The organism is Pseudomonas sp. BT76 TE3572 (assembly GCF_050435365.1).
In the GTDB taxonomy this organism is placed as follows: Bacteria; Pseudomonadota; Gammaproteobacteria; order Pseudomonadales; family Pseudomonadaceae; genus Aquipseudomonas; species Aquipseudomonas fluorescens_W.
Genome location: NZ_JBNDKE010000001.1, coordinates 5,280,498 through 5,294,105, shown reverse-complemented (window position 1 = coordinate 5,294,105; position 13,608 = coordinate 5,280,498). Strand labels below are relative to the sequence as shown.

7 protein-coding genes are annotated in these 13,608 nt (G+C 58.1%); all 7 read right to left on the bottom strand.

From position 1 onward, the window contains the following. Positions 1 to 24 precede the first annotated feature (24 nt). Positions 25 to 1,392 carry a DNA-processing protein DprA gene (locus ABH912_RS24020; RefSeq protein WP_429513148.1) on the bottom strand — a complete coding sequence of 456 codons (1,368 nt, stop codon included), beginning with the start codon at positions 1,390 to 1,392 and terminating at the stop codon, positions 25 to 27. Further along, positions 1,392 to 3,467: a RecQ family ATP-dependent DNA helicase gene (locus tag ABH912_RS24015; RefSeq protein WP_429511812.1), complete on the bottom strand. Its 2,076-nt coding sequence runs from the start codon at positions 3,465 to 3,467 to the stop codon at positions 1,392 to 1,394. The genes ABH912_RS24020 and ABH912_RS24015 overlap by 1 nt, the downstream gene beginning before the upstream one ends. 749 nt (positions 3,468 to 4,216) lie before the next feature. Beyond that, positions 4,217 to 5,032 (bottom strand): YfaP family protein, encoded by an 816-nt coding sequence (locus ABH912_RS24010; RefSeq protein ID WP_429511811.1) that lies wholly within the window; start codon positions 5,030 to 5,032, stop codon positions 4,217 to 4,219. Positions 5,033 to 5,035: 3 nt separating this feature from the next. Then, on the bottom strand, positions 5,036 to 6,655 hold the full coding sequence (locus ABH912_RS24005; RefSeq protein WP_429511810.1) for a DUF2300 domain-containing protein: 1,620 nt from the start codon (positions 6,653 to 6,655) through the stop codon (positions 5,036 to 5,038). A gap of 1 nt (position 6,656) precedes the next feature. Then, positions 6,657 to 11,231 (bottom strand): alpha-2-macroglobulin family protein, encoded by a 4,575-nt coding sequence (locus ABH912_RS24000; RefSeq protein WP_429513147.1) that lies wholly within the window; start codon positions 11,229 to 11,231, stop codon positions 6,657 to 6,659. After that, on the bottom strand, positions 11,228 to 11,878 hold the full coding sequence (locus ABH912_RS23995) for a DUF1175 domain-containing protein (protein WP_429511809.1): 651 nt from the start codon (positions 11,876 to 11,878) through the stop codon (positions 11,228 to 11,230). Before ABH912_RS23995 ends, ABH912_RS24000 begins: the two co-directional genes overlap by 4 nt. Next, complete coding sequence (locus ABH912_RS23990) at positions 11,863 to 13,575, bottom strand: DUF2138 domain-containing protein (RefSeq protein ID WP_429511808.1); 1,713 nt, start codon at positions 13,573 to 13,575, stop codon at positions 11,863 to 11,865. Before ABH912_RS23990 ends, ABH912_RS23995 begins: the two co-directional genes overlap by 16 nt. Between the last annotated feature and the right edge of the window lie 33 nt (positions 13,576 to 13,608).

Here is a 13,608-nt window from a genome sequence, read left to right as displayed (position 1 = left end):
TCGGGACGATTAACCACCCTGGCACTACTTAAACAACTCCGATCGTTTAACGACGTAACCTACAGGCTTCTTTTGTTTCTCGATAACCCCCTCATCAACGAGGCGCTGAAGCCATACTTTCGCTTGCCCACTTGTGACATTTAAAGCAGCGGCAATATCGGCATCCTTTGTCGGGGCTTTCAGCAGCTTTTTAATCAGTTCCCTTACTGTCGCAAATAGTAAATCAGCATGACTCACTTCTCCCCCGACGACGGGGACGACTACGTCAGAAAAAAATTTCAATGTCGATTCAACAGCATATCTGTCCGCACTAGTATTCATAGGTACTAGATGTTCACGAGAATCTTCCAGCGACGATCGTGACTCCTTCATTAGCTCACGTACCAACGAGCCATCTATTTCATCAGAGGACGATAATGAGAGCTCGGGTTGCAGGGGCGTTTCAGCGCTAGAAGCCTCGATCGCGAATATTTGGTTAAATGTTTCGACATTCTGAGGGTTCGGCCAAAGAATCGCTCCCCTATCACTTAAAGCATCAAGGCCAACAGATGGCGCACCCGTTGATCGGACAAATACAGGCACATACTGGAGCTTATCCAACTGCTCGACGGCACCAGCCCATGTCCCACCTTTGTTCAGGTCGGTGTTAACGACCAAGGACGCATCGGCCAACGCATAAATGAGTTTATTACGCTGCATAGCATGACCAACGTTGAACCCGGCATTAGGATCATAAGCAGAAACAAGAACTAAGTTTCCATCACGCAAGGAGTTCCTCTCCTCACGATTCATGGCAGTTCGTTCTAGGTTTTCCGCGAGAACACCAATAACCTTGCCCCCCGACTGCAACGCACCCCGCATTGCAGCCAGATCTGCCCCCTTGGCCCCTCCCGATATAAGCGTTCTGTTGGCACAAGCAGCCAGCCCACCGATGGACATGGTGTAGTCGACCAACGCATCGTCGATTTTCCTCGAACCGACAACAGCGAGCCCACCAGTTTCAAGTAGGGAAATATCCCCACACCCGTAGAGTACCGCTGGCGCATCAGCACGAAGGCGAGCTTTAAGGCGCCGTGGATATTCAGCGTCAGCACGACTGACGACCCAAATAGCGCGCGCTTGCCATCGCTCGACTACCTGGCTCAACAAGAAGCCCCGCCCCAGCAACCGTTGTAGCCGACTTTCATCAGCTACTGGCCGACATAATCGTAGTATCTCAGCGGATTCCGGGGTAAGAAGATCGGCAGGTTGTTTCTGGATCTGATGTAAATGACTGGCTAAACGCTTGTATTCGGCAGGCGATAGTAGGTCTGGTGATTGCACGCCACGACCAACAATTAACGGTGCTGTGAGCAGCAGTATCGCCTGCGTATTGGGTGAAAGAGGTGACATCATTCATCGTGGCCAGTTAGTGAAAGGGCCATAGGCCAAACTTCATCGCAACCGGCTTCTCGTAACAGCCAAGCTGCGACTGTTAGAGTCCATCGAGAATTAACGATGTCGTCAACCAAGAGCACCGGTCCCGCGTGAATTATCTGATCAATTTTAAGCGACCCATCAATGTTCCGGGCCTGCTGAGTAGCATTTGCCATAGTTTTTTGCTCTGGCCTGTCCTCCGTCTTCGCAAGGACATTGTAAAAAGGTAGGCCTAACGCACTGGCTAGTCTTTTTGCAAAATTGGGTACGATCTCTGGATGCTTCAGAGACGGAATCGCAGCAACCCATTCTGGAGCTGGATTTGGCCCCCAGTTTTTAATCATTTCGACACATGCCTGAACAAGCTCATCGGAAAAATAGCCGTCGAGATATCTATTATCTCGCACAATGCTGCCCCAACCGGCGTCTCCCCATACACAAAGAGCCTTACCGGGCTGGGCTTGACGATTAGCCGGAATCAGCCCCCTTACGCCATACAGCGGCATCCCACCATCAGGCCACTTTTTGCGAGGCTCGATGGGAAGACTCGTACGCCGCAGGAAAGCGACCGCAGCTTTGACTAGGGCAGGATTCACGGCACTAGGCAATGGAAGCAAAGCTGGCTTGTTGACCGTACCAGGGACTCCGTCCAGTGCATTAATCAAAAACGCCATATGTTGGCCGAATGGTAACCCGACATAGTCCCTCATCTGTTGGTGTTCGCCCTGTCGTAGCGAGGTAAGCCGCTCTGCACGATCCCAAAAGCTTTGATTCAGGTTTGCGGCGGTAAGTTGCCACTTAGCACCTTGTTTAGCGATAGGCGCTGGCGCCTCCAGTGAAAGCAAAGCCACCGTTTTTTCGACCCGCCCCTTACTCAGATTGACTTTGCTGAGCAACTCCGGAACAGACAGGCCATCAGGTGCATCTTCAAGCGCACCTAGAACCTCCGCGACCTCCTCTTGCGTCGGGAAAGCGCTACGGATAAACCAATCGGTGATTTCAGTCTCCTCCTCACCGCTGAGTAACACACCGTAGGCGGCATCCAACGCACGCCCCGCACGACCAACTTGCTGATAGTAAGCGACGACGGAACCTGGCATCTGGTAATGGATCACGAACGCCAGATCGGGCTTGTCGTAACCCATGCCCAACGCCTGCGTAGCGACAAGAGCCTTAACCTCGTTGTTCGACAGGGCTAGCTCAAATTCCTCACGACGATCGCCAGTCTGCCCAGTATAGGCTTCGACGTTAAAGCCTTGAGATTTCAACCATCCCGCAACCTGAAGGGCATCTCGCACGGTCAATGTGTAAATGATGCCGTGCCCATCCAACGCGGCCAACCGTTCAGCAAGCCATGCAAGACGCTCTTCTTGGCGAGGAAGGCGGATGGTTTGCAACGAAAGCGATGCACGATTGAGATCTCCACAGACAACCTCAATGTTGGGACCAAGCACTGCCTTCAAGTCTTCCATAACCCGATTGTTCGCCGTAGCGGTGGTAGCAAGCAAACGAAGGTTGGGAGGCATAATTTTGACCATCCGCTCCAGCAATCGATAGTGTGGGCGGAAGTCGTGCCCCCAATCTGAGATGCAATGCGCCTCATCGATAACTAGCAGGGAGATTTGTGCAGCGATCAGCGCCAAAACCTCGGTACGAAAACGTTCATTAGCGAGGCGTTCGGGCGATATCAGTAGGATATCAATGCCACCAGCAACAAGCTGGCGTTCAATCGCAGCCCAATCCTCCCTGTTGTCTGAGTTGATCGTGGCCGCACGGACGCCCATTCGCTCTGCCGCTACAACCTGATTTCGCATCAACGCCAGCAATGGCGAAATCAATAACGCAGGTCCAACACCAGCCTCCCTAAGCAGCTTCGTAGCAATGAAATATACGAAACTTTTCCCCCAACCGGTTTTCTGAACGACTAATAAACGTTCCTTGCCCTCTACGATATGGCGTATTGCCTCTTCTTGGCCATCCCGAAAAGTAGCATCGGGTCGCCCTGAGCCTAAACGCAGAAGTTCCAAAGCACGCGCAGCGTTATATTCCATGGTATTGCTCTCCATTTATCGTCGCTTGTGTAATTGCTGATCAACTGAGTAAGGTTCGAGTCATCCACGACAACCTCCTAATTGCTCCTCTCGGTTCGTTAGCTCGCAACGATCGGATAGCAGAAGCCCCTCAATGCTGCACATACCCTACCAGAGCAGATCGGACGTTGTAGGCTACTTTGAGCCGGTTTTATTCGAGAAGTACCTCCACCGCGAAATTCGCACCAACCTTATGGTAGAAGGTGGATGGCTTCAGCCCCTCTAAGATCCTATCCGTTGAAAAAATTTCGCAGCAGGTGATGAAGGAAAAATTGTAAATAAAAGCGACGTAACAATTGAACAGTCATGACAATACTATTTATTTTCAATAAGTTATTTAAAAAAAATCTGGCGACAAGCAAGCGTTTTATCACCTGACAGTAAGTCATTATCGGAGGTAGTTCATCATCGCCCCCACGAAATCCCCAGCCGAAGAAGGCTCAAGACAATGCTCACCTGTGGAGCAAAAGATATTAATCAAAGAGGATGACGCGCTTGTATTGGTGGTTACGGAAAGGCTTGAAGCCCCACAGCGAGTAAAAGTAAGTCTGAATGATCTCGATTTTTTAGCCTCGGTTTCAGAACAACCTGAATATTCCAAATATCGGTCAGCGGCCTGCTGACCAATTCCGTCTGTTTTCATTCAGGCAATTGGGCAGCAAGCCGCTGCCCAATTTAACTTGCCACAGCACCACTGCGACGTTCCTCTTTCACGGATAACTAAACCCCTTAACCAACGTCAACTCCCCCACCGCCCGCATCGGCACCAGGAACGTCTCCATTTTCTCGTTCGGCGTCCCTTCCTCCGTAATCACCGTCACCTGCGCCGTGGTCAGCGGCTGAACCGCCTCCTCCTGCCCCTCATCATCACTGCGATACCCGCCTCCGAAGTAATTCACATACACCAAATACTGCCCCTTGATCGGCGCCGGCATGGCGAAGATTTCCGGGCCGTAGCCGGTCGTCACGTCGACATCGAGCGCAGCACCATTGGGAGCAACGCGGTCGCCGTACCAGATGTGGGCGCCGTCGGGGGTGATGAGGTGCAAATCCAGATCCGTACCATCGCTGTCCCAGGCCAATAACACCCGCAACTTGGCTGGAGTGGCGCCGCCACTGGCATTCAGGAACTGCGTGCGATGCCGTTGCTGGCCATCGGGGCTGCGGACTTCGACGCTGTTGCTGCCATTGGGGAATGAGAACGGGCGATCAAAGCGGCCAGCGGGGTCAATCTTCAGTGGCATGCTGACGCCGTTGACGATCAACCGGCCCGGCTCACCGGACTTGGGCGTCGCGTTGATTTGCCCGGTGATGCGTGCAGTGTTGGCCTGGCCCACCGGGGTGTTCACCGAGGAGGCCGGGTAGTTGACGATCTGGCGAAAGTTTTCGCCTTCGCCTTCAGGCGCGCCAGTGCGCCAGCCGCCAACGGGTGTATCGAGTTTGGCAGCGCTTTCAGCAGCGAATGTCGTCGGCCATGCGCAAAAGGAGCAAAGGAACAGGAGGACCTGTGGATAACGGAGTTTCATGGCCTATTCCAGCAAGAGGTGGCGGGCGAGCCCTTCGATGTAGGTTTCATCCTGGCCGTTGGGGTGTGCTTCGAAGGCCAGGTGCAGGTATTCGTGGGTCAGGTCGAGGCGGTCTTGCAGCGACAGCACGCCGCGCACGTAGATGCGTTGACGTTCGCGGTCGACGTAGGGGCGGCCGAAGGCCAGGCGGCAGACGGCGAAGGTGCTGACTTCGTTGTAGCCAACCTCGTTTTCCAACCGCGGACGCCAGCCGCGTCGTTGGTTCAGCAGCCAGTCTTGCGCGGCGGGGAGTGCTTCGCAGGAGGCGACGGGGTTGTCCCAGCGGCTGAGGCTGGCGCGTGGGTAGGCGTGGAGCAGGATGGCGTCGTAGCGTTGACCGGCATTGGCTTGCTCAACGGCTTGCTGCCAGGAAAGTTTGTCCGGGCCGGGTTGGTCGGAGTGGTAGGTGACGGTGCTACCGGCGAGGACCAGGTCGCTGGTCCACGCTGCGATGTTGCGTGATTCAGCGGTGGCAGGGCGTGGGGCGACGCGTTGCCGGCTGCTGCTGTCGTCGATGCTCAGGCAGTCGCCGTTGCGGGTGGCGTTTTGCAGCAGGTACGTGCGGATGGCGATGGCCAGGGCTTTGGCGGCTTCGGCGGGTTCGGGTTTGGCTTCGCGCTGGAGGACTCGGGCGACGTATTCTTCGCGGTCCAGACGGGCGATCAGTTTGTCTTTCACCAAAAACAGTTCGCCGTCGCTGTGGATATCGAGTTGGTTGCCGTTGGTGAATTCGACGCGATAGTCTCCCAGCATGGGCCCGGACTCAACGACACGATCCCCCGCCAGAACGCGCCCGATGGGATAGCGTGAAAACAGCCCCACCTCGACACAGCGTCCCGCATCCAAAGGCCAATCTACCGGCAACACCGAAGCCAATGCCTCACCATAATTGCGCAAAACCATCTGACTGGTCCCACGCCCACCCGCCCAAACCGGCGAGCCATCCACCGTCCACCCCGCAAAACCACCCTGGCGCGACGCAGGGTCCTGATCCCCCAACCAGCTCCAGGTTTTCACCCGCAACCGGCCACCGAGTTCGCCCACGACATTGCCGTCAGCCGCATTCAACACCACATCCAGCAACACTCGCCGCGCTTGATCCTGCGCCGGCATTACGGCCAGCATTCGCAGCAACTCAGTGACTGAAACGCGCGTGGAAGGCTGCAACGAAGCCAAATCCAGCAACCACTCCGGTGCCTGCCGCGCCTGCCAATACGTGCGCCAGTCAGCGCCAGCAATGCCCAGCCGCTGTGGTTCAAAATACAAACCGCACGACTTCACCAAGGCCTGATCGCGCTCAATCTTGCCGCCCGCCGTGCAGCAGTAAACTTCCTCTTTCGACTGCCCGCGACATTCGTAAGGCGATTCATGTGCGTTGGTATCCACCAGCCAGCCGTAGACAAACAACTTCCACACACTGCCCAGCGAAGTCTGCACATCAGCAGGCAACGGCTCGCGCGCGACCACCTGAGTCCGGCTCAACGACAGCAACTCACCTTTAAAAGCCAGCCGCAGCGGCTCCTCCTGCGCTGTCGCCAGCGCAGGGATCAAGCACAGCAGCCACCAGACCAAAGGTCGGGTCATCTCAGTTGACCGTGACCTGGCCGAGGGCCGGTTTCTGTTCCTGAGCCTGATGCTGCGGCGCGTAAACCTGAGTGAAACGCACCGGCGGCAGGTTGAACTGACCTTTCTGCGAGAAACGCACCAGATGACGCAGTCGCAATTCGCCGCTCAAGGCATCGACTGGAATCGCGTAAGCCATTTGCCCCGGCTCGAAACGCGCCTTCTCCAACGCGGACGGTTCGGTGCCGGCCTTGCCCATGAGCTTGATGCCCCACGTGGTGCGCTCGACATCGGCACCCGGTGGCAGCGGCACTTCGAGCATGCCGTAGCGCAGCGGTTTGGCGGCTTTGCTGGTGATGATCACTTCGTCCAGATACAGGCTGTCGCTGGACAGCGGCTTGGTACCGACCGCTTCCAGTTTGAAGGTGAAGGCTTCGTCGCCCGGCACCAGACGCGACAGGCGACGGGTGATGGTCACGGCCATCGGATCAACCAGCGGTTGTTTGGTCTGGAAGCTCAAAGCTGCTCGCAACGGACGCTCTTGCGCACCGGTCAGCGACAGTACTGCGGGCACAGGCGCAGCCCCCTGCCACGTCCAATAAGTCTCCCCGGTATTACCGTATTTTTTCTTCCAGCCTTCACCCGGTGCCAGTGCGATGGTGGGCGATGCCTGCTCGATGCTGCGCTGCAACCAGGTCAATGCCAACGCACGTTCCAGGGTCGATTGCTGTGGCAACAGTCGTTGCAACAACGCTTGCGCGTGAGCCTGATCGAAGGCTTGCAACGACAGGTTTAACGCTTCGGCAAACGGCTGCGAACTGACCGCCAATCGTTGTTGCGCGTCTGGCAATTGACGATTGAATGCGTCTGGCAGATTCACCTTCGATTGCTTCGCCAACGAGGCCGTCAGCGCACGAGCGGCTGCCAGACCCAGCGCCGAATCCGGATCGCTCATGACGATGCTGTCTTCGCCATCGTCCATCAGGCTCGCCGCATTGCCCTCGCCCGCTTTCGACAGGTCATCCATCAAACCGCTGAGCAAGGTGTTCACCGGCAATTGCATCTGTTTGGCGAACGACAGAATCAGCGCTCTCTGCAACAGCGGCGTGTTTTTGGCCTGCTTCGAATAGACTTCCAGCACTCGCTGCCAATGCTCCGGCGGCAGGCTTAGTTCCAACACTTTGCTGGCGTGCCAGTCGGCGTAATACGCGTAAGCGGTGAGGAACGCATCCGGTTCACCGTCCATGCCCCACCAGGTGAAGCTTGCCGAAGGCCCGGCCATTTGCACCAGCCGCAGGCGGCTGTTCTGCATGATCAGGCGCAAGCGATCTCGGATCTGCGGGTTCGACGATAAGGTCGGATACGCAATGCTCAGCGGCAGCAAACGACTGGCCGTTTGTTCGACGCCGCCGTACGGATAGCTCAACAGATCGTCGAGTGCCGAGCGGAACAGCGCTTGTGGACTGTCATCCAGACGCAGGCGAATATCCGTCGCGTCCGCTGGCAAGGTCAGCGGCGTATCACCGCTGGCCACGTCCAGGCTTTGGCTCTGGGTCACCTGCCAGCCTTCGCCGGTCGCGGTCAGTCGCACAGCCAAGGCATCAGCCGTTTTACCGTCCTGCACCAGCTCAGCCGTCCACTCGCCACTGGCCAACGCAAACGCCGGCAGCGCGATGTAGTTGATGCCGTTATTCAGCGTCACGGGGACGCGTTGTTCGGTACCGCCGAAATGAATCACCAACTCAGCCTTGGCCGGTTTTTCCGCTTGGCTGAAAGCAAACACACCGAGATCCGGTTTGTCGCCGTTGCGGAATTTGGTCGGGCCGCTCCACTTCAGGTACAGCGGTTTCTCCGAGCGTACGAATTGCTTCTTCTGCCCGACCTGACCGTCATCGGCGATGGCCCGGGCGGTGATGCGCCAGCGGGTCAGCGAGTCCGGCATCTTGAAGGTGAAACGGGTTTTGCCGTTGGCGTCGGTGATCAATTCCGGTTGCCACGCGGCCGTGTCGACGTCTTCACGACGCGGCCGCTCCAGCACTTTCACGCCCCGCTCGCTACGGTTAGCTTTGCCCGGCGCGCCAGGGCTGCCCGGCAATGCCACGTCGTAGCTGATGAACGACAGACTGGCGCTGGTGCGCACGTTGTTGCGGCGCGGGTGGTAGAAAAACTGGTCGATGGTCGGCGCGACTTCCGGTTGCAGCGCGTAGACCATTTCGTCCACCACGCTGACCGTCAGGTGCGCCGGGACAGGCTTGCCAGCGAACTGCGTGGTCAAGTCCACCGACACCGTATCGCCCGGCTGATACGCCTCTTTATCGGTGGCGATGACCACGTCGATTTGCGGCGCGATCACCTTGATACCGGCGTTCTGGAAGCTGTACTGACCGCCCTTGGTGTAGAGCACCGAGAACGTCAGGTTAGGTGCGAAATTGTCCTTCACCGGAATCCGCGCGCGGTATTGGGTCTCGCTGAGTTTTTCCATCTTCAGCCAGTCGCCGCCCTTGGACAGCAGCGCTGTGGCCTCGACCTTGTCGCGCTCCAGCGACAGCAGCGCATCGCTGATCGGCTCAGGGAACGTGATCAATGCGAGGGCTTCGTCGCCAGACTTGTACTCGGGTTTATCGAGGACAATTTCCACGGTGCCCGGCACGGCTTTGACGCCGTCGCCAGTGACCGAATGACCGGTCGCGCCCACCACGCGGCCATGGTCATCCTTCAACGTCAGGTTGTAAGTACCCGGACGGTCGAAGGCCAAAGTGAAGCCTTTGTCTTTCGCGGCCAGTTTGCCTTCGCCAACCGTCTGATCTTCCAGACGCACCCAGCTGTAGCTGCTCGGCGTAACCGATTTGCTTTGCTCGCTGCCGCCTTCATTCAAATAACTGAATGCAACCTTGTCGCCCACCGCGCTAAAACGCTGCGGCGCGCGCAGGCTGAAACTCGCGGCGCCGCGGTCGATGAGGATTTCCTTGGTGGTCTTGACCCGATACGCCGCGCCGTCGCTGGCGAACACGGTGAGCATGTAGCGGCTCGGCTTCTCGGCGGCCGGCAGATCCAGTGTAGCGTTGCCCTTGGAATCGGTGGTCAGTTCGGTGCTGGTCAACTCCACCGGGAATTGCCCGAGGTATTGCAGTTCATTGTCGACCATCGACAGTTGTTGGGCGCGCAGGCTCAGGCTCAACTTCGCGTTGGCCACCGGTTTGCCGTCCGGGTACAGCAGCACGAGGCTGCCTTTCACCGGTTCGCCGGTGCGGTAATCCTGCTTGGCCAGGTTCAGCGAGATTTCGAAGTGCGGCTTGATGTATTCAGCGACACGGAAGGCGCTGCTGTAGGCCTGATCCTTGTAGCTGAAACGCAGCTCGTAACCGCCCGCAACAGCGTTGTCCGGCAACTGGAAGCGGCCTTGAGTGCCAGCCTTGGAATCGAGTTTCAGCGCCAGCGATTGCAGTGCAGTGCCGGTGGCATCGAGCACGGTCACGTTGACGTCGGCAGCGGTCGGCAAGACCGAGTCACGGGCATTCTTGAACTCTCGACCGACGATTTTCAGCGACACCCAATCCCCCGGCCGATATAGCGGCCGGTCGGTGAAGGCGTAGAGTTTGGTGTCGTAGATTTCGCTGTCGTAATAGAAGTTTTCGGAGACAAACACCCCGCCCTCTTCGTCTTCGCCGATCACGAACGAACGCTCCGGGCTGACGTGTTTCAAGCGCAGCAAGCCATCGGCATCGGTGGCGCCACTGCTCATCACGCCCAGCCCATCGGTCCACAGCACATTCACCTTCGGCACCGAACTGCCTTCGTGTTTGCGCGCGGCCCACACCAGCAATTCATCGCCGGCAATTTTGCTCACGGCCACGGTGTTGGAGACGAAGACCATGGTGGTCGCACGGTACTTGCCGATCAGCGCTTCCACCAGGTACAGGCCCGGCTTCAGGTTGCCCAACGGGATGTACACATTGCCCGGTGCAACGCTGACGAACTCGCTGGAAGAACCGGCGAGGTTGACGCCTTCAGGCGGCTGGATCGGTTTGGCTTGCCACAGCGGATAACGGAATTGGCTGACCACCGGCAAACCCGGAATCAGCGCAAATTGCGGCTGAGCGTCGTAAGGCGTTGGCGCGGCAATGGCGGCGCCCATCTTCAGTTCCGGCACTTCCTCGGTGACTTGTTTACGCGATTCGTAGGAGAACGCCCGCTGCATCACGCGGCGGGATTTGCGGTACCAGTTGTCCCACAGGTACGCGAGGGTGTTCGACAGGCCTTCGCCCTTGAACTGGCCGTCGCTGACCACACGGTGCAGGTTCTTCTGGCGCTTGAGGAAGTCCAGCGGCTTGTCGATGCGGTACACGCGAATGTCGGCGCCGCCGTAAGGCTCCATGCGGAACCGACGATAGTCACGGCCCGGCGCTTCGAGGCGAACCATCGCCTGTTCGTCGCTGGCAAAACTGCTGTCGGCCAGCAGGAAAAAGCTTTCACCGGCCACCGGCGTGTAACCGCTTGGCTCGACGGTGTCTTCGGCATTCACCGCCGACAGAGGTAGAAGTAGCGCCAGCAACAGAGGCAGTTTTGAACAGATACGCAGCATGCGGGCACCGATCATTGGGAGAGAAAGTTCAGTCGATAGACGCCGATGAAGTTGGGGTTGGCTGCGTCGGGTATCCATCGGGTGTCCTTCCATGTCATGAGTTGCTGCAGGCTTGCGGAGCGCATGCCGTTGTCAGTCGGGGTGGTGGTGCCGGTGTGATAGGCGATGTAGCGGCCCATCCAGATCATCAGGTGCTGGTCGTCGCCCTGATCGAAAAACATCAGGTCGCCGGGCCGGGCTTGCGCCAGATCGCGGCCGATCAAATGGCTGTTGAACTGAATCAGTTTGATCGCGTTGACGTACGGCCCGACCTTGCCGCCGCCCTGCTGCCATTGCTGGGCGAGACCGCGTTGGGCCTCGCTCAGTTGCAGCTCTGGCGGCAGGTAACGGTTGGACAGGCCATTGCTGCGCAGCCATTTATCGTCATGGATTTTCAGCGCTTCGTTGGCGGCGAAACGGACCAGGCCGGCGCAGTCTTGCTGATACCAGCGCGGGCTCGGGCCTTGGGTCAGTTGTTCCTGGGCGATGCGCACGAACCAGGCACGGAATACCTGGGATTGCTGCACGTCCAGCGGCGGCGCCTCAGTGGCAAATGCCCGGGTGCCCAGCAGCAACGCCAGCAGGCCGAGGCCTCGGATAAGTGCTGTCACAGGGCTTTCCATTCCAGCGGCAGCCATTGCCAGTGGCCGTCGGGTTCGCTGCCTTCGGGCAAGGTCAGGGCGTACTTGCCGTAACCGCCAAGCTTGCGCAGTTTCGGGATCAGATAGGTTTGCGCGGCGTTGTAGAACACCGGCTCCATGTCTTGCGGCAGGCTGTCGAGGGTTTCCTGCTGCATCAGCTGCGCCATCGAATCCGGGCCGAAGTAGACCGGCATCAGCAGGTCTTTTGGTACCACGTCGGCCATCGGCGGGAAGCGTTTGTCGAGCGTACCGAGGGCCTTGTCCACCAGCTTGTCGTCGAGGGAGAACAGCAGCGTCGAACCGTGGCGTGCCAGGCTGACTTTCATGAAAGCCTTGCCGGTGATCGCGTCCGGTTGCTCGGCATCCTTGGCTTTGTAAGGACCAAAGTTGGAGCTGACCTGACGCTGCCACTGATGGGATTGGCCTTCCTGTTTTTCCACGACCGGAAACGCGTGTTCTTCGACGTTGCCTTCGTAAGCACCGACCATCGAGCCGAACAGATTGCCCAAGTCACCGTCGAGTTTGGCGCTGTCATCATCGTTCAGGCTGGCCACCAACAGCGGCGTGTACAACCGCGAATCGGCGTACCAGCACAGGCCAGCAGCACCGGCCATGTGTTCGGTCAGCGCCTGAGCCACCGACTCTTCGGCACCGAGTTTCACCAGCAGCGGTTTTTGTTGTTCCGCAGCGAGCGGCAAGGCGACACAGGCACTGGCGCCCATCGGCATGGCTTGCCAGATCGGTTTGAAATCGAAGTCCGGCTGGTTCTCCAGTTCGTCCATGGCCAGGAAGCTGTGCCAGCCCTTGTCGTCCATGTCGAAACGCAGCCCGGCGAAGTTCGGGATGAAGCGCTGATACCCCATGGCCAGAACGCTGGAATTGACCGAGAGGCGTTGTTTCACCTCAGGCGTGCGCGGTTGCAGGCCGAAGGCTTCGGGGAACAGTTTGTCGCCGTTGAGCAAGGCGGCGATGGCCTTGGTCGACACGCTGCCTGACTCTTGCGACGAGCCGCCTTCCGGATCGTAAAGTTTGGTCGGGTTGGACAGCACCACCAGTTTGTCGCCGTGGGAGGCGAACACCAGCGCTTTGCTGGCGTTGTAGTTGAGCTGATAAAGCGCCACATCGTCGGCGCCGACTTTCACCTCACCGAGTTTGGTCAGCTGCGAATCATCCAGCGCCACTTTCGCCAGCGGCTCCAGCACCTTGGCCAGACCACCGCGATCCATCACCAACAAAAAGTCTTTCAGGCGACCATCCGCCCCACGCCACAGCGCCACATCCGCTGGCTGATCAAAAAGCTGCTCGATCAAACTGTCCTGCAACTTCAGGTCATGCTCGTAAATGATCCGCCGCAGACTGCCGATCAAACCGAGACGATCCGCATGCGCTTCGTAATAGAAGACAAAATCTTCAGTCAGGGTTTCCTTGAGGAGCGGCACCGCCAGCAAGTCCTTGGGCAATTGGCTCAAGGAGTGGGTTTCGAGCAGACCGTCCGGCCGGCTCATGCCCAGTTTGTCGCTGGCCAATTCCGCCGGCGGCGCCTTGGGTTTGTGCATGAACCAGCCCAAACCGGCCGCAACACCGGCCACCAGGCACAGCCCGATCAGCACGGCTGGCCAGCGACGGGAAGGCTTGGCTGCAGGCGTGTCGGCGGCCGGAGAAACAGTGTTATCGCTCATGTTCACAAAACCCGATGTCATCCGTGGAGCGGG

Excerpts from the sequence above, each read along its gene's own strand:
- ABH912_RS23995 (WP_429511809.1), bottom strand. The coding sequence starts at position 11,878 with ATGGAAAGCCCTGTGACAGCACTTATCCGAGGCCTCGGCCTGCTGGCG.
- ABH912_RS24010 (WP_429511811.1), bottom strand. The coding sequence starts at position 5,032 with ATGAAACTCCGTTATCCACAGGTCCTCCTGTTCCTTTGCTCCTTTTGC.
- ABH912_RS24005 (WP_429511810.1), bottom strand. The coding sequence starts at position 6,655 with ATGACCCGACCTTTGGTCTGGTGGCTGCTGTGCTTGATCCCTGCGCTG.
- ABH912_RS24020 (WP_429513148.1), bottom strand. The coding sequence starts at position 1,392 with ATGTCACCTCTTTCACCCAATACGCAGGCGATACTGCTGCTCACAGCA.
- ABH912_RS24000 (WP_429513147.1), bottom strand. The coding sequence starts at position 11,231 with ATGATCGGTGCCCGCATGCTGCGTATCTGTTCAAAACTGCCTCTGTTG.
- ABH912_RS24015 (WP_429511812.1), bottom strand. The coding sequence starts at position 3,467 with ATGGAATATAACGCTGCGCGTGCTTTGGAACTTCTGCGTTTAGGCTCA.
- ABH912_RS23990 (WP_429511808.1), bottom strand. The coding sequence starts at position 13,575 with ATGAGCGATAACACTGTTTCTCCGGCCGCCGACACGCCTGCAGCCAAG.